Source organism: Fontibacillus forbon (assembly GCF_046559655.1).
Classification (GTDB): domain Bacteria; phylum Bacillota; class Bacilli; order Paenibacillales; family Paenibacillaceae; genus Fontibacillus.
In genome coordinates this window covers 202288-219821 of sequence record NZ_JBKGFV010000001.1, presented here as the reverse complement: position 1 = coordinate 219821, position 17534 = coordinate 202288, and the positions used below count along the sequence as shown (strand labels likewise).

Annotated in this window: 10 protein-coding genes; 2 read left to right on the top strand and 8 right to left on the bottom strand. The window is 49.5% G+C overall.

Translation table 11 applies throughout. The annotated features are described in order from the left end of the window. Nucleotides 1–101 precede the first annotated feature (101 nt). Nucleotides 102–2135, bottom strand: coding sequence for a beta-galactosidase (locus tag ACLB09_RS00880; protein ID WP_410767865.1), 2034 nt, complete (start codon nucleotides 2133–2135; stop codon nucleotides 102–104). Between the two features lie 123 nt (nucleotides 2136–2258). Here ACLB09_RS00880 and ACLB09_RS00875 point away from each other — a divergent pair, with 123 nt between their 5' ends. Beyond that, the gene (locus tag ACLB09_RS00875; RefSeq protein ID WP_410767864.1) at nucleotides 2259–3092 is read left to right on the top strand and encodes an AraC family transcriptional regulator; all 834 of its coding nucleotides are present in this window, start codon (nucleotides 2259–2261) and stop codon (nucleotides 3090–3092) included. Between the two features lie 129 nt (nucleotides 3093–3221). Here ACLB09_RS00875 and ACLB09_RS00870 read toward each other — a convergent pair whose 3' ends face one another. The 6 genes from ACLB09_RS00870 to yicI all read right to left on the bottom strand — a co-directional run bounded on the left by ACLB09_RS00870 (nucleotide 3222) and on the right by yicI (nucleotide 13895). Then, the gene (locus tag ACLB09_RS00870) at nucleotides 3222–5597 is read right to left on the bottom strand and encodes a glycoside hydrolase family 95 protein (RefSeq protein ID WP_410767863.1); all 2376 of its coding nucleotides are present in this window, start codon (nucleotides 5595–5597) and stop codon (nucleotides 3222–3224) included. Between the two features lie 93 nt (nucleotides 5598–5690). Continuing rightward, complete coding sequence (locus tag ACLB09_RS00865) at nucleotides 5691–7436, bottom strand: ABC transporter substrate-binding protein (protein ID WP_410767862.1); 1746 nt, start codon at nucleotides 7434–7436, stop codon at nucleotides 5691–5693. A 208-nt stretch (nucleotides 7437–7644) separates the two neighbouring features. After that, nucleotides 7645–8550 (bottom strand): carbohydrate ABC transporter permease, encoded by a 906-nt coding sequence (locus ACLB09_RS00860; protein WP_410767861.1) that lies wholly within the window; start codon nucleotides 8548–8550, stop codon nucleotides 7645–7647. Between the two features lie 14 nt (nucleotides 8551–8564). Next, entirely contained in the window at nucleotides 8565–9545 is a 981-nt protein-coding gene (locus ACLB09_RS00855) for an ABC transporter permease (RefSeq protein ID WP_410767860.1), read from the bottom strand. A 93-nt stretch (nucleotides 9546–9638) separates the two neighbouring features. After that, nucleotides 9639–11417, bottom strand: coding sequence for a cache domain-containing sensor histidine kinase (locus tag ACLB09_RS00850; RefSeq protein ID WP_410767859.1), 1779 nt, complete (start codon nucleotides 11415–11417; stop codon nucleotides 9639–9641). 159 nt (nucleotides 11418–11576) lie between these two features. Then, entirely contained in the window at nucleotides 11577–13895 is a 2319-nt protein-coding gene (gene yicI / locus ACLB09_RS00845; RefSeq protein WP_410767858.1) for an alpha-xylosidase, read from the bottom strand. Nucleotides 13896–14051: 156 nt separating this feature from the next. Here yicI and ACLB09_RS00840 point away from each other — a divergent pair, with 156 nt between their 5' ends. Further along, nucleotides 14052–14954: an AraC family transcriptional regulator gene (locus ACLB09_RS00840; RefSeq protein ID WP_410767856.1), complete on the top strand. Its 903-nt coding sequence runs from the start codon at nucleotides 14052–14054 to the stop codon at nucleotides 14952–14954. Nucleotides 14955–15922: 968 nt separating this feature from the next. On the opposite strand, the gene ACLB09_RS00835 is transcribed toward ACLB09_RS00840, so the two are convergent. Beyond that, on the bottom strand, nucleotides 15923–17467 hold the full coding sequence (locus tag ACLB09_RS00835; RefSeq protein ID WP_410767855.1) for a response regulator: 1545 nt from the start codon (nucleotides 17465–17467) through the stop codon (nucleotides 15923–15925). Nucleotides 17468–17534 lie beyond the last annotated feature (67 nt).

Here is a 17534-nt window from a genome sequence, read left to right as displayed (position 1 = left end):
TCCGTCATCCACCACAAAGCGTTGGTCTATACTCAGAAGCCGTTCAGGTACTTTGCAGGGTCCATTCATTTTTTCCGATTCAAACGGTCAATAGGTACATGTTAAGCTTTGGCGCGCTCCAAAATCAAGACGCCGCGTCCGGGTACCGTGACGGCCCCCGACACCGTTTCTCCGCCAAGCAGTTCCTTCTTGGCGTCCGCGCCGGTTTCCACCACGGCTGCATCGGCATTGTGGTTCAGCAGGAACAGGTATTCCATGCCGTTCTTCACACGACGTGCCACTTCCACGCCCTCAGGAGCGTTTAGCAGCGGTTTGATTCCTTTCTCTTCGCACAGGTTAGCGAGGAATCCTTCAAGGAACGAAGCCTCCGGGCTGCTGGCCACATAATAGGCGCGTCCGTTCCCGAAGCGGTTCACCGTCAGGACAGGCATCCCTTCGTAGAACTCCGAGCCGTACTCCGCCAATACTTCGGCTCCTTCGGAATGAATGAGGTCACAGAGCAGACCGCACTCGAATTGCCCATTCAGTTTCCCCCATGACTGCTTCATCACGATCTGGTTCTTCTGGTCCGGGAACAGCGCGTCGATCTCTTCCGCCCAGATGCCCATCACGGACCGCAGTTCTCCCGGATATCCCCCGGTCGTTACGAGGTCATTCTCATTCACGATGCCGCTGAAGAACGTCGTGACGAAGGTCCCTCCGTTCGAAACGAATTTCTCCACCTTTTCCGCAAAGCCGGGTTTAACCATGTACATGACCGGGGCAATGACGATTTCGTACTTGCCGAAGTCTTCTTCGACGGATACCATATCACTCTCGATATGCATCTTGAACAAGGCATCGTAATATTTATGAACCTCTTTTTCATAATTCAAAGCGACGGTCGGACCGCTCGAAAGGTCGGTGGCCCAACGATTTTCCCAATCGTAAACAATCCCGATTTTCGCCTCCGTCCGGGCATCCAGCAGCGTATCGCCAAGCTGTTCCAGTTCCCGGCCAAGCTCGGCGCATTCACGGAATACGCGGGTGTGCTCGTGGCCGACATGCTCGATCACCGCGCCGTGGTACTTCTCGCACGCGCCGATGGAACGGCGAAGCTGGAAGAACAACACCGTATCCGCGCCCCGGGCCACGGCCTGATAGCTCCACAAGCGCATAACGCCCGGACGCTTGAGCGAGTTGTAGGCTTGCCAGTTTTGCTGGCTCGGCGTTTGCTCCATCAGCATGAACGGATCTCCGCTTTTCAGTCCCCGCATCAGATCATGGGTCATGGCCGTGTGGCTGACCGGCGTATCCAGGGAAGGATAGTTGTCCCAAGACACGATATCCATATATTTAGCCCACTCGAAATAATTCAACTCCGGGTAGAAGCCCATCAGATTCGTCGTAACCGGAATATTCGGCGTGTGCTTCTTGAGTTCCTCATACTCCAATCTATAGCATTCCAGCAGGCTGTAAGACATAAATCTGCGGTAGTCCAGCGAGATGCCCTGGAAGTTGGTCCGGTTGCCGTTCCATTCTTCGCTCAGCTCACTCGGAGGAACGATGTCTTCCCAGTCGTAGAACGTATGGCCCCAGAAACGGGTATTCCACGCTTTGTTCAACGCGTCCAGGTCTCCGTAGCGTTCTTGAAGCCAATTTCGGAAACCGGCAGCGCAATTGTCGCAATAGCAGTAGCCGCCGTATTCATTGGAGATATGCCAGATCAGCAGACCGGGATGGTCTTTGTATCTCTCCGCCAGCTTGCCGGCCATGCGAACGGAATACTTGCGGTAGGTCGGCGAATTGGGACATGAGTTATGACGTCCGCCAAATTTGCGTTTTCTGCCTTGTACGTCCACACGGGTTACGTCAGGATATTTTCGTGCCATCCATGCCGGGTGAGCGCCCGTGCTTGTTGCCAGACAAGTGTAAACTCCGCTCTTGTACAAACGGTCCATGGTTTCATCAAGTTGGGCAAAATCGTAAGTCTCCTCATCGGGCTGGTTCAGCGCCCAAGAGAATACGTTGACGGTCGCCACATCGATGCCGGCGAGTTTAAACATCCGCTCGTCCTCTTTCCAAATCTCAGCGTCCCATTGCTCGGGATTGTAGTCCCCGCCGTACCATATTTTCGGCAGCTTATCATTGATCACTGCGAACACATCCTTTTTATATGATATAATTATATTACCATTGTAAAATCAAAACTTAGCCCTTGATATATAATATTTCTGAATTTGAATATAATAATATGGAACAAGAAGGAGGCTCCATCCATGCTAACGCCAGCGTACCGGCGATACGTCTTTTCCCCTTCCGGAAACCCTCATCTCCCTCTACTTGTCGAAAGTATCGGCTACAACCCGAATCAAGAGAAAGTCACACGTCCCGAAGGTTACCCCTGTTATCACTGGATTCAAACCGAGGCCGGTGAAGGAAGGCTGACTTACGGCAACGAAACCGTCGTACTTGAGCCGTATACCGGCCTGCTTCTGCCTCCCGGCATGCCGCATACTTACGAAACTTCCGAAGGGAAAATATGGGGGACGCTCTATCTGACGTTCGGGGGGGAAGCGACAAGCCATATTCTTTCCGCATTCGCCATCTCCGAACCCGCTTTTTTTCGCTGGGAGCCTGATTCTCCATTGGCCCCGCTACTGGGATCGATGCTTGAGCAGTTAGATACCGGGGATGACTTGTTCGGCCTCGAAACCTCCACCCAGAGTTATCGTTTCCTCGGGCTATTAAGCAAATTCGGGCAAGCGAGCAGCATATCCGTCACCCGAAATATGGAGAAGCTGAATCCCCTGCTCAAGTGGATGGAAAAACATTTCGGGAACCCCGATCTCGGACTGGATACCTTAGCCGAAGTGCTCGGCATATCCGGACGGCATTTAAGCAAGCTGTTCCAGCTTACCTTTGGCCTATCCCCTTATGCTTACCTCGTACAAATGCGCATTCACAAGGCGAAAGAAGCCCTGGTCGGAGATCCGGACCTCACCGTATCCAGCATTGCCGGATTAACCGGTTTTCGCGACACCAGCCATTTTGTGGCTACGTTCCGCAAGCATACGGGTATGACCCCGCAGCAGTTCCGCAAGCTGCATTAATGATACTGCTAACTGGCAGTAATTCAGCAATGCTTATCATCAAACCGTCATCCTATGAAAAATAAAGCTGCCCTCACAGGCCAACAATGGACCGATGGGACAGCCTTCATAATCTATTATATCTGCTTGCTATTTCTTCATATATCCATGAATCCGGTAAGTTTCGCCAGGCTCCGCCCAAAACGTAAGTTCTTTCTCCGGCTCGCTCGTAACGTCCGACTTAGTGACGGTAATCGGTTCCTCATAACGGACCGTACACCAACCGCTGCGCGAAGCCGTGATGACAGCTTCGGTAAGACGTCCCTCGATCCAATCCGCACTGACCGTGTAGCCGCCTCTTGCCTTGAGTCCGCTAACGCTTCCGGTGGGCCAGGCTTTCGGCAGCGCAGGCAGCAGATGTATCCCGTTCCGGTGGCTCTGAATCAGCATTTCGGCGATCCCTGCGGTTCCTCCGAAATTACCGTCAATCTGGAACGGCGGATGGTCATCGAATAAATTCGGATAGGTCGAGCGGGATAACAGCGTATTTACAAACCGGTACGCTGCTTCTCCATCCCCGAGTCTGGCATACAGATTAATCAGCCAGGCACAGCTCCAGCCTGTATGTCCGCCTCCTTGGCTGATCCGGCTATCCAGCGATTTCCGCGCCGCTTCCGCCAGCTCAGGCGTGCTTTCCGGCGTAATGGCAGCGCCCGGATACAATCCGTATAAATGCGAAACATGCCGGTGGCCGGGTTCAGCTTCCGCAAAGTCTTCGCTCCATTCCCGCAAGCGCCCGTCCGGTCCGATTTCCGGTTTGGCCATCTGTTCCATCGTATCTTTCAACTGGGAAATCCACGCTTGATCGATTTCAAGAACGGATGCCGCTTGAATGCAATGCGTGAACAGCTCCGAGATCAAAAACAGGTCCATCGTGGAACCCGCGGATACGCTGCAAGGCTCTCCATCCACCGTCAGGAATTTATTTTCCGGCGACGTTGAAGGAGCCGTTACCAGTTGGCCGTTCGGCCCCGCGATAAGCCAGTCCAGACAAAATTCAGCGGCACCCTTTATCAACGGATAGGCCGTATCCCGCAAAAAGGTTTCATCCTGCGCAAAGTCATAATGTTCCCAAAGGTGACGGCAAAGCCATACTCCGCTCATCGGCCAGAACGCCCAACTTGCATCCCCGTCGCTCGGTGTGGCAGCCCGCCACAAATCCACGTTATGGTGCGCGGTCCAGCCCCGGGAGCCATAATGGATTCGCGCGGTTCGCGCGCCGGTTTGACTTAAATCCGAAATGAGGCCGAACAACGGCTCATGGCATTCACTCAAATTACAAACTTCCACAGGCCAATAGTTCATTTCCGTATTAATATTTGTCGTATAATTGCTGTTCCAAGGCGGCTGCATATGCGGATTCCATATTCCCTGCAAATGAGCCGGCTGTGTTCCCGGTCTCGAGCTACCCATTAGCAAATAACGTCCGTATTGAAAATAGAGAGCTTCCAAGGCCGGGTCCTTTGTTCCTGCCTGGTAACGGGCAAGACGCTCGTCCGTCGGCAAAGCTGCACTGTCCGTTGAGCCCAAATCAAGCTGCAACCGCCCGAAAAGCCTTCCGTGATCCCGGATATGCCTGCTGCGCAGCTCGTCGTAACCCAACTCGGCGGCTGCATTAAGCGAAGCAACATATTTCCCGGAAATCCGGTCTGCGGAAATGCTTCCCGGCATAACCTCATATCCGGCAAAGTCAGTTGCCGCAGCAAGCAGGACGGTTACTGTTGTTGCTCCTGTCACTTTCAAGACACCGGATTCCCTGACAAGGGTCCCGCCTTCATGCAAGATCAGAATCTGCGCCTCAAAGGAAAGTCCCAGCCCTTCCTCGTACAGCACGGACTGAGGGTGATCGCCCAAATAGTTGTCAGCAATATGGCTTGGCGCCCGGCCGTTCATTTTCAGCCTGTTACTTTCCGGCGCATCGTTTATCGTGTGCCGTAACGGTGAATCCAGGGAAATGGAAAGATCCAGCACATCTTGTGAAGGCGAGGCATACCGGAGAGCCATAATCTGATCAACCGCACTGACAAATACCTCGCGAGTGTAGCGGGCCGTACCGCGGGAATAACGCACCTCCGCAATTCCGGTTTCCAGATCCAGGCCTCGGTAATATTCACTGGACGGTGCTTCTCCGGAATGCTCCACCTTCAGATTGCCCAAAGGTTGATATGACTCACTTCGGCGACCTAGCATTTTGGAGTTTATTAAAGATTCCGCCTCTTTATATTTCCCGGAAAATATCAGCTCCCTGGCGCGGCCTAAATGCCGAAGAGCATCGTAATTTTGAGTGTCGCGAGGAAATCCGGACCATAGAGTATCCTCGTTTAATGCGATGACCTCCGAGCGCTCACCGCCGTAAACCATGCCCCCAATCCGCCCGTTTCCGACTGGCAGAGCCTCTTCCCAGCGGGAAGCGGGCTGATTGTACCATAACTTCCACCGTGTTTTCCCATTGTTGTTGTCCGTCATCTCTGTTACCTCCACTCCGTAAAACTTAGAGAAAAGGCCCGAATAACTTACGGGCCTTTTCTTCATCATGCTATAAGATTTTTTGAAACACAATTATTTAACGTCTTTACCTGTAAACAACGATACTCTCGCTTTAACAAGCTCTGTATATTCGGCTTCCATTTTTACTGCGCCGGCTTTATCCAGTTCAGCAAGGAAATCGTCATAAATTTTGTCAAAGTCAGTCGTTTTTGCAAGAATTGCTTCCGGAATGCGCTTACGGATGATATCTTGTGCTTTTTTAGCGATTACTTGATAATCGCCATCGGTAGGAACCGGCATGTTGTACAACGCGCCCCATTCCTTAGCTTCGAAGTCGCTTTCTTGCGGGAACAAATCTTTCCATGTTGTAGCTTTGTAAGCTGCCAACGATTCTTTTTCAGCATCGGAATAAAGTTCTACGATTTGTTCCGGGAAGTTGATTGTGTAGTAGTTATCCGTAGAGTCTTTAACTCCGTCGCCATAACGAGCACTCATAACAGCGTACAATCCTGCTGGATTTCCAAGACCTGTTTCTTTAGTAAAGTTAGCTGTATCGTTCATTCTTCTTTCAGTAATTTCAGCTGGAATTACGCGTTTTCCGCTTTCGTCAACCGTGTAGTGCTTACCTTCGATACCCCAGTTTCTGAGGATTTGACCTTCATCGGATGCCAGCCAGTCCAGGAACTTGATGGCACGAACCGGATCTTTACAAGCCGTTGTGATCGCGATACCGTATCCGTCAACCCCTGCAGGTTGGAAGGAATGGTCAACATACTCTTCACTCAACGTAACTGGGAAGTGAGCGTAAGTATAATCGTTTTTGCCTGCAGCTTTCAAGGCGTTTTCCGCATCCATATAGCCCCACTCTTGGTCAATCAAGCCAATAACGCGGCCGCTGGCGATTTTTGCTTTGTATTGGTCTTCTTTTTGTACGAAAGTATCTTTGTCGAGCAATCCTTCATTGTACATGTGGTTCAACCAACGGAAGTATTCTTTCTCTTCCGGACGTTTGTAATGAAGCTTAGCTTCATATGTTTCCGGATCGACATAGTATTCGCCGTCATCCGGAGCGCCGGTAGCGATGAAGGCCGGGTTAGTAACGGTGATCATGATTCTCCAGTCATCCGCGCTCAAAGTCAAAGGAATCGTAGGTTGTCCGTCCGTAGTCGGATGCTTCGCGTAGTATTCCTTCAAGACGTTTTCATAATCTTGCAAAGTGCGAACTTCAGGATAACCAAGTTCCTTCAATACGCGGTGTTGGATTTCAAAACCGCCGGTAGCATCGAAGTATTGGTTGTCGACACCCATGTTCGTAACGATCGAATAGATAGCTGGATCTTCGTTGCTGTATTTCAGACGGTTCATATTATCGCCGAAAATCTTCTTGATATTCGGGGCATGCTCTTCGATCAAATCGGTCAAATCCACAATAAGTCCGGCATCAATCAGCTTGCTAAGCTCGCCTTTTGCAAAAATCAAATCAGGAACTTCTCCGCTCGCGGCCATCAGAGCCACTTTGCTTTCGCCGCCGCCGGCCCCTACGTCAAATTCGGCATCCAAAGTAACGCCGGTTTTCTCTGTGATCACTTTACCTACTTCATCCTGCATGCCGTTCCAGTTCGGGCTGGCATCCCCGCCGAAGAAGCTGAAGGTTACAGGGCTTGTGTCTTCCGCCGCTTGCGTATTTTGACTATTGTTTGCTTTGTTGCCTGTGTTGTTGCTTGCCGCATTGTCATTGCCGGAATTTCCGCAGCCGCCAACGAGCAAGGTGCTGGCCAGCAGAAGAGCAGCAAAAGTTTTTGGGCTTTTCCACTTCATGTCTAATTTCCCCCTAGAAAATTATTGTAAAGCTATATTGTATAACAGGCATTACCTGCATATACCATCCTTAAAGACCGGTTCGAAGCCGGCATCCAAGCGCCAAAGTAAGGGCTTTCATTTGAAACCTTTTAAAATGGCCTTGCTTGGTATTGAGGTTCGGGCGGGGCTAATTGAAGCCCCGCGGAACCGAAATTCTACAAAGTGATTAAGCCTTTACGGCACCCAAAGTCATGCCGGAAACGAAGTATCTTTGCAGGAAAGGATAAATGACCAGAATAGGAACCGTTACGACAATCGTAATCGCCATCTTGATCGAGTCCGGTGATACTTGGGCCATCTGATTGGCCAAGTCATTCGCGTTTGCCATCGAAGCGCCTTGGTTCGTGCTGGCCAGCACCTTCATCAATTCATACTGCAATGTAGTGAGATGCGGCTTATTTCCGTTATACAGATAAGTATCGAACCAGGAGTTCCATTGCCCGACTGCCAGGAACAGCGCAATCGTCGCCAATACCGGCTTACAGAGCGGAAGAATGATTTTGTAGTAAATCTTGAAATCATTGGCTCCGTCAAGTTTTGCCGATTCTTGCAAAGCGTAAGGCAATCCGTCGATGAAGGACCGGATGATGAACACGTTGAATGCGCTGACAAGCCCAGGCAGGATGTAAATCCAGAATGTCCCGATCAGTTCAAGATGACGCATCAACATGTAAGTCGGAACCAACCCGCCGGAGAAATACATCGTCAGAGCCAAAAAGACGGAAACGAATTTACGCGATTTAAAGTCCGGACGGCTCAAAGTATAAGCAAGCATAGATGAGCTTATCAAGCCAAGAATCGTACCGGCAACCGTCCGGAATATCGTAATTTTGAAACCTTGCAACAAGCCGGTATAACTGAAGATCGTCTTGTAATTTTCCAGTGTAAACTCACGCGGCCATATATAAATGCCGCCCCGAACGGTATCCGTTGAATCATTGAACGAAATCGCCAATACGTTCAGGAAAGGATACAACGTAATGATCAGGATCACTGTCATTAAAATGACATTGCAGATATCGAAAATTTTCTCTGATTGTGTCGCATTAAATGCTTTTGCTTTTGCTGCCACGTTTGTCCCCTCCTTTACATAATGCTTTCTTTCGTCGTTTTCTTCATGATGCCGTTAGCCGCGAGCAGCAGAATGATACTTACGACGGAGGTGAACATACTTATGGCCGTACCGTATGAGAAGCGGCTTATATTAATACCGTATTTCAACGCATATATATCCAATACTTCGGAATAATCCGTCACCAGTGCATTTTGCAGCTGGAATTGCTTCTCGAAGCCAATCCCGATCAAGTGACCGATCGACATAATCAAGAGTACGGAAATCGTAGTACGGATCCCCGGTAGCGTAATATTCCACATTTGTCTGAAGCGTCCCGCACCATCGACCCGGGCGGCTTCATACAGTTCCTTGTCGATCCCGGTGATCGCAGCCAGGTAAATGATCGCGTTCCAACCGGTCTCTTTCCATATATCGGAAGCGGTTACAATCCCCCAGAACCATTTCCCCTGAGCCATGAACTGTATAGGCTCGTTAATAATATGCAATGACATCAAAATCTCGTTTACGATCCCGCCGTCGATCGAGAGCATCTTCGTAATGATCCCGCCAACAACGACCCAGGATACGAAGTGAGGCAAATATGATACCGTCTGAACGGTCCGCTTGAAAATACTGCCCTTCAATTCGTTCAGGAATACCGCGAAAAAGATCGGCACTATAAACGTAAATATGATGCCCATAATACTCATCGCTAGCGTGTTTCTCAATACCAGGTAAAATCTTTCGTCCTGGAACAAGTCCACGAAGTTTTTCATGCCCACCCATTTTTGTTCCGAAAATGATTTGGCCGGCTTATAGTTCTGGAACGCCATCGTCCAGCCCCAGATTGGTAAATAGTTAAACACAAACAGCCAAATTACAAATGGTAAGGACATTAGGTATAAATATTTCTGTTGGACTATACTTTGCCACATTCCTTTTTTCCGTTTCTTCGACGGTTCAGGGGTTACGCTTACATTTCTAGTCCCGTTGCTCGCTGAGAGCGTTTCCATCTGTCCAATCCCCCCTTCTCTGCTATACCTTTATGATAAAGTAGATGGGAGATCAGAAATACCCGATAGATTTCAAAGAAAACCATATAAAAATTAGACATTGATTGGAATCGTGAAAACTATTTCAGTTCCTTTTCCATATTCGCTAACGATGGTGAGGCCGTGCTCTTCTCCATACGACAATACGAGTCTTTGATGAACATTACGCAGTCCGATCCGGTTATTGCCCGATTCTTCGGAGCTAGAGATCGATTGCTTCACCTCGGCAAGCCGCTCTGGCTTCATCCCCAAGCCGTTGTCGCTAACCCTGATCTCAGCGACATCCTCCTTCATTTGAATAACCAACTTAACTTCCACGCCTTCCGCTTTGTCCTCTACTCCGTGGACTACGGCATTCTCGACAAGCGGCTGGATAATAAGAGGCATAACCCGGATATCCGAGGCCTGCTGGTCAACGGCCAATTCGTAATTCAACCGATCCTCGTAACGGAATTTCTGAATTTCGAGATAAGAACGGACCATTTCGATCTCTTCTTTCAGCGGCGTGCTCTCCCTTCCGACCTCCAGGTTTTTGCGCATCAGGCGGCCGAGCAACCGGACGACGTTCGCGATTTCTTTCTCGCCTTTCAAATGGGCGTTCATCCGAATGGATTCCAGCGCATTGAAAAGAAAATGAGGGTTGATCTGGCTTGCCATCATCTTTAATTTGATTTCCCGTTGAGCTAGTTCCAAACTATTGTTTTGTTCGGTTTTCTCTACTACTTGCTCCATCAGCCGGTTGATGCTTTCCACCATATAATTGAATTGGCGGGACAATTGCCCGACCTCATCATTTCCGTCAATCCTCGAAACGACATTTAAATCGCCTAGCGCCAACCGGTTCAAATTTCGGCTAAGCCGCAGCAGTCGATTGGTCGTAAGCAACGATACAATATAAACAAAAGCAAGCGCGATTAACAGAATCAACAAGATGATAACTAATCCGTAAATGCTCACCCGGTTTGCATCTCTAACGATATCGTCCGTATTAAAGACGGACATGATCCTTAACCCGTTAACGCTCGCTTCGGGTATCAACTCGTCCACGATCAAATAGGACGCTTCCCCGCGGATATCCATTTTGTGGCTGCCTTTACTTACCTCGTTGAGATCCACGCCATAGTCCAGGCCATCCAAAGTCTTGCCGACAAGGCTATGATCTTTGGCGGCTACGACGTATCCATGCTCATCCGCAATCAGCGTTTCGAATTCTTCCTGGCTGAGCATGCGATTCAGTTCGTCCTGGTCCAGCGATACCATCAATACGCCTTTTGAGCCGCGTTCGGGAAAAGACAGTTGCCGAATCAAGCTGAGTTTCTTTACCGGAATAACTTCCGGATCATCGACATAGGTCCAACTTAGACTTTTCGTTTCCACCGCTTGTTGGTACCATTTCGTTTTCTTTATCTCTTCCGTGACGGGAATGAGCTCCGTGTTGTTGATCAATGTCGGGTTCTCGTAATAAAAGCGGACCCCGCCAACTTCTCTGTATACGCGGGAAAAACTGATAAAACCGTCATAATCCAAATATGCTTTCGTCAGTTCGAGCGCATTATCGTAACGGGTGGTAACAACCCGTTCCAGATCCTTGTCCAGAAGCAGCGTATCCGTGACGTCTACGGGAATCCGCAGCATATTCCCGAGCTGGGATTTGATTTTTTCCACATTGTTGGTCGTCTGTTCAATCGCACGTTCCATCGCTTCCGCACGGAAATAGCTCACCACGGTGCCGCCCACGATCAGGACGGGAATCATAACGACCAAAATATAAGAAATGATCAGCTTATGCTTGAGCTTCATATTGTTCGTGATTTGTATCGCTTTTTTAATCATGTCATCGGCCTCCTGGACTTCGGTTGCATGGAAACGATAAATTCCGGTAAAAAACCGAATATCCCCGACTTTTTGACAAGCGGGGATATTTCGGGCCGCGCCGGGACAACCGGCGCATTAGCTTAATATTAATTTATTGTTCCACCAGGGGCAACAAGGTTATTTCAAGGAAATCTGCAATTCCGTCTTGCCGGAGAAGGAAGATACTTCAACCGTTCCTTCATTAGTAAGCTCCCCGCCTTGAACGGAAGTCACTTCGCCCATGCCGTGCAGCGATACCTTGAATGCTTTACCGGCACCCTCTGCGCTGAGAGTTACTTTAGAGCCTTCACGAACTGCTGTTACGCTAAGCTCGGTTTCGCCCTTCATATTGCGAACTGTGCGGGTCACTTGAACGCCTTCTTGCAGCTGATACAACCCGAGCTCTACGCCGTCCGCGAAATCATAATCCGGACGGGTGTTGTTGGCGCCCTTCGCCAAGATCGAATTCTGGCGGACGAACAACGGCAGGCCGAAGAAATCATAGGTTTCTTTTTGCCATTTGCCGCCTTCCACAGTTTTGCCTGTGAGCAAGTGAGTCCATGTGCCTTCAGGCAGGAAGTACGTAACTTCCCCGGTTTCGCTGAATACCGGAGCAACCAGCAAGGAATCGCCGAGCATATATTGACGATCCAGCGTTTCGGTAGCCGGGTCATTCGGGAATTCCAGGAACATGGCACGCATGGTCGGAACGCCTTTTTCCGTTGCATAAACGGCCGTATCGAACAGGTATGGCATCAGGCTGCATTTCAGCTTGGTAAAGAACCGGGTAACGTCAACCGCTTCATCATCATAAGCCCAAGGCACCCGGTACGAGCTGCTTCCGTGCAAACGGCTGTGGCTGGACATCAAACCGAATGCTAGCCAGCGCTTGAACACATGGACCGGAGCGGTGTTCTCGAAACCGCCGATGTCATGGCTCCAGAAGCCGAAACCGGACAATCCGAGCGACAAGCCGCCGCGAAGGCTTTCCGCCATCGATTCATAATCCGCGTAGCAGTCCCCGCCCCAGTGGACCGGGAATTTCTGACCGCCGACGGTAGCCGAACGGGCAAACAGAGCTGCTTCATTTTTGCCAAGTTTCTCTTCCAGTACATCGAATACGACTTTGTTATACAGGTAAGTGTAATAGTTGTGCATTTTAACCGGATCGGAACCGTCGTAGTAAACGACATCGGTAGGAATCCGCTCGCCGAAGTCGGTCTTGAAGCTGTCGACGCCCATATCGACGAGTTCACGCAGGTAGCCGGCAAACCATTCGCATGCTTCCGGGTTCGTAAAGTCGACCAACGCCATTCCCGGCTGCCACAAATTCCATTGCCATACGTCGCCGTTCGGCTTTTTCACGAGGTAACCGTTCTGTTTGCCTTCTTCAAACAAGCGGGAACGCTGACCGATGTAAGGGTTAATCCATACGCAAATCTTCAAGCCTTTCTCTTTCAAGCGTTTCAACATACCGACCGGATCCGGGAACACGCGCTCATCCCATTTGAAATCCGTCCAGTGGAATTCGCGCATCCAGAAGCAGTCGAAGTGGAACACGTGAAGCGGAAGGTCTCTTTCGGCCATGCCGTCCACGAACGAATTAACCGTAGCTTCGTCATAATCGGTTGTAAACGAAGTCGTGAGCCACAGGCCGAACGACCATGCCGGCGGCAGCGAAGGCTTGCCGGTCAATGCGGTATATTTATCAAGCACATCTTTCGGCTCCGGTCCGTCGATGACGAAATACTCGATCGATTCGCCCGGTACGCTGAATTGGACTTTTTTCACTTTTTCCGAGGCTACTTCAAAGGAAACGCCGCCCGAATCATTTACCAAAACGCCATAGCCTTTGTTTGTAACATAAAACGGAATGTTCTTGTAAGATTGTTCGGAGCTTGTGCCGCCGTCTTTGTTCCAGATGTCGACAATCTGTCCGTTTTTGATGAAGGACGTAAAGCGTTCGCCCAAACCGTAAACGAGTTCACCGACGCTCAAGTCGAGTTCTTCGCGCATATAGGTGTTCCCGCCGGCTTCGGTCACATGTGCCATCGATTTGAAGGCACTTCCGGTAAGACGCTGTGTTCCGCGGTAGAAATCCACCGACCACTGCGCCCCTTTGTTAATGCGTACGCTGAGATTGCCGCTTTTGAGTTCGGCGTAATCATCATTTTCCGTAATTACTGCATGATCGCCACCCTTGGCCAGTTCAAAAGACGGCCCATGGTCCACGGTACCGGCAAAATGCACAAGCTTGACGCCGATTACGCCGGGAAGCGGGGAGTGGAATTGTACAGTAAGAAGCGTTGTATTAATCATATCGCCGCGTCCGCGAAGCGGCGTCGTCGAAGCTGATGCTGTCAGTGTATGGTCCTGAACCATAAAGTCGTATGCTTGAACCGCAGTGGAAAGCGTGTAACCATCACGAATCAGCCAGTTGCCATCGGTAAATTTCATTGGTAATATACCGCCCTTCGATTAACATTGTTTTTGAGTTCTTGATTTTCAAACTGATGCTGTAAATTCACCTACACTTGCATTATACTGATTAAAAAAGAAACATTCTAACATAATTAAATAAAAATATAACACTATATTGATGAGGTGATGGTAATGGATCAAGCTTTGCGCCGATCCTTGAAAGAAAGCCGGGCTCACGGCGACGAACATCAGCCATTTGGTACCTATTGGTTCCGCTATGGCCCCGGAGAGCATGTCATCGACTGCCACTGGCATGAGGAGGCCGAATTCTTCTACTGTGTGGAAGGCGAAACGCTGTTCCAGGTTGATACCGATTATTTCACCGTCCGTGCCGGGGAGGCCGTGTTTGTGGACGGCGGAGACATTCACGCCGCTCACGCCAGCGGTGAAGACGGCTGTGCTTTTTTTTCGCTGGTGTTTGATACGAATTTGCTCGCCAGCGCCCACTACGATGCCGTTCAGGAAAATATGATCCTTCCTTTGCAGGAAAGAAAAGCAACCTTTCCGAGACATCTCCGGCGCGAGGAAGAAGTTGAAACCGGCCTGCTGGATCATATCTTCTCCATAATGAAATGCTGCAGCGAAGGATCTTCCGGCTACGAAGGAGCCGTTAAAGGCCATCTTTACCTCATGCTCGCGGAAATTTTCTCCCAGGACAAAACCTGCAACCGGACCGCTAGTAATCGGAGCGAATCTTCAAAAATCGAACGATTAAAAACGGTTATTCACTATATTCAGCAAAATTACGGGCAACCTATTCGCCTTTCCGAGCTAGCGACGCTGATTCCGATGAGCGAAGGCCAGTTCTGCCGCTTCTTTAAATCAATGACCCGGCAAACCCCGATGGATTATATTAATTCCTACCGGATTCGCCAAGCCGTTGAACTGCTCCGGCAGCCTGAACGAAAAATTTCCGATGTCGCTCTAGAAGTCGGTTACGATAATATCAGCTACTTTATCCGGGTATTCCGGAAAACGATGAATTGCTCGCCTTCCGAATTTCGGAAAAGATTGCAAAGCCAGATCGAAGCCTAAGTTTGCCGGCCATAATGCCTTCAAGTAATATTCCTTTTTTTCCGGGGATCCATACTTAAAGGGAGTTGTCGCGATCTGCTTCGTTATAGGTTACCCAATCGCTTTCCACCAGCCGTGCGAAGCCGCGCGGCCTTTCGTGCTGTTCCATGACATGCCCCCGTCTTGAGCATGGTTTTTAGTCTTATAAGCGCTACAACAAATGTGCGTTGGAAAAAACGTTTCTACTATTTACAAAGCTATCATACAACGTTATGGAAGCGCTTTAATACATCCGAAATTAGTCATGTTTTCATGTAAAAATCTAAGTTCGGGCGCCGAAAAATTGATGTTTACGCGAATCCCGAGTCCGATGCCGAGTCCTCCCCTCCCGTAAGCGCTCGAGTTCCGCAGTTTTGAGGTTATCCATTGGATATATCCAATGGATGAGTGTACTTTCTCCCGATTCCCCGGCGCTAATTGAAAATATCCAATGAGAAACGGATTGGTCTAAAAAAGAAGCTCCAGATTGGATTTTTCCAATCTGCAGCTTCTTATCGCTTCGCAATAATATGGGTAGTAGAGTGATGACCGCCAGCGACGACCGGTTTTGAATTACCCTTCAAATCAAGATTCAAAAACCGGCTTTTCAGCACCGAGAAGGTGGGGCGAAGTCAGGGACTGAGGAGCGGAGCGTAGGAGAAACCTACGTGAGCACCGGAAGTCCTTGACTGAGCCCCAGATTCGACGCCGAATCCGCTCCACAGTAACCGCTTCGTGATCAAAAGCCGGTTTTTGAATTTCCTCTTCAAATCAAGATTCAAAAACCGGCTTTTCAGCACCGAGAAGGTGGGGCGAAGTCAGGGACTGAGGAGCGGAGCGAAGGAGGAGCCTACGTGAGCACCGGAAGTCCTTGACTGAGCCCCAGATTCGACGCCGAATCCGCTCCACAGTAACCGCTTCGTGATCAAAAGCCGGTTTTTGAATTTCCTCTAAGCGTGGTTGGTGGTTTTGCGGTAGGCGGAGGGGGAAGTCCCCACATACTTCCGGAATTTGCTGTGGAAGTAATCTACGTTCGTATAGCCGACCTTTTCGGCTACCTGATATACTTTCAAGCCTTCTTCGAGAAGGGACTTTGCTTTCTCGATCCGTACCTTGTCCAGATAGGTGTTGAAGTACTCCCCGGTAGCGTTTTTGAACAGCTTTCCAAGATACGCGCTGTTATAGTTGAAAATTCCCGACAGAGTTTCCAGCTTCAAATTGTCGCTGAAATTGCGGTGAATCAAATCGAGCATAATTTTTACTTCGCGGTGTTTTCCGCCTTCGCCCAGTCCGCTCATCATCTGTTCCAGGAAAAATTCCGTTCTTTCATATACGCCTTCCAGCGTCCATACTTTATGAATTTCCGACAAATAATCCGAGAACTCTTTGCTACGGCTTTGAAGTTCCGGTGATTGCTGGAGGCCTTTGCCGAGAATCGAGGTCAACATTTCCACGAAACGGCGCTTGATTTCCCCTTCGCTCAAGCCTTCGGACACCAGACTTTGCCCCGTACGGCGAACCAGTGACCTCATCGTCTCCCGGTTACCTACCTCAACCGCATAGTAAAGCTGCTCATGAAAAGGTTCGGGCGGCAACTCTTGAGATTCTTTCGCTGCCAGCCCCTCTTGGACGGTCTCCATGCTTAGAAGCTTGCCGTTACCATGGAAAAAGTGTTTCTTGTTCAGTTCGCGTGCCGCGTTATAGGAACAGGATACTTCTTCCAAACTGCACACCTTCGGACCGAGAGCCGCGGTAAATTCCACTCCTGAACCGAGAGCCGCTTCCCTGATTTTGTTATAAATTTCTTCCATTTCAACTCCGAGAATCGGAGTTTTCAAAAGGATACCGATTTGCGTATGATAACTGAACACATAACCACGGCCGATTTGCTCGAATAATTCAGCTGCTTTTTTTCTCATGTGAGCCGTAAGTTCCGTGTCCGAGTCATCCTCCATGTGCAAATTGATCAGCAAAACCTGATAGTTTTTCCACAGAAGCCCTAGTTCCTCAGCCTTGTCCAGCGAGGGCTTTTCTTCCTCGTTTTCATTCAACAGGGAGCGGATAAATACTTCTCTGCCCCATTCCCTCGTCGTATGCTGCCAAAGCTCGGCGATTTTTTCGTCGTTGATCTGCTGCTTGATTTTTTGCAAATAATCTATCAATTCTTCTTCATCGACCGGCTTCAGCAAATACCCGTCAGCCCGGTGCGTAATGGCCTTCTTGGCATAGTCGAAGTCCGCATATCCGCTCAAAATCAGAATATGCAGCATCGGATCCAGCATGCGAAGTTGCTGAATCAGTTGAAGTCCATCCATCCCGGGCATCCGGATGTCCGCAATCACAAGGTCAGGTCTGTAAATTTTGTATTTTTCCAATGCTTCGTTGCCGTTTGCCGCGGTGTCTACGACAATATAACCGTAAGCGATCCAATCGATGAATGTGCGAAGTCCTTCTCTCAGCTTAGGTTCATCGTCCACAATAAGCACTTTGATCATAGTTGGTTTCCCCCTGCCGGAAAGATCTCATTATGTTCTTCCGTCCAGCAACTTTCAATGGTAATAT

Coding starts and splice junctions, on each gene's coding strand:
- ACLB09_RS00875 (WP_410767864.1), top strand. CDS start 2,259: ATGCTAACGCCAGCGTACCGGCGATACGTCTTTTCCCCTTCCGGAAAC.
- ACLB09_RS00870 (WP_410767863.1), bottom strand. CDS start 5,597: ATGACGGACAACAACAATGGGAAAACACGGTGGAAGTTATGGTACAAT.
- ACLB09_RS00865 (WP_410767862.1), bottom strand. CDS start 7,436: ATGAAGTGGAAAAGCCCAAAAACTTTTGCTGCTCTTCTGCTGGCCAGC.
- ACLB09_RS00855 (WP_410767860.1), bottom strand. CDS start 9,545: ATGGAAACGCTCTCAGCGAGCAACGGGACTAGAAATGTAAGCGTAACC.
- ACLB09_RS00850 (WP_410767859.1), bottom strand. CDS start 11,417: ATGATTAAAAAAGCGATACAAATCACGAACAATATGAAGCTCAAGCAT.
- yicI (WP_410767858.1), bottom strand. CDS start 13,895: ATGAAATTTACCGATGGCAACTGGCTGATTCGTGATGGTTACACGCTT.
- ACLB09_RS00840 (WP_410767856.1), top strand. CDS start 14,052: ATGGATCAAGCTTTGCGCCGATCCTTGAAAGAAAGCCGGGCTCACGGC.
- ACLB09_RS00835 (WP_410767855.1), bottom strand. CDS start 17,467: ATGATCAAAGTGCTTATTGTGGACGATGAACCTAAGCTGAGAGAAGGA.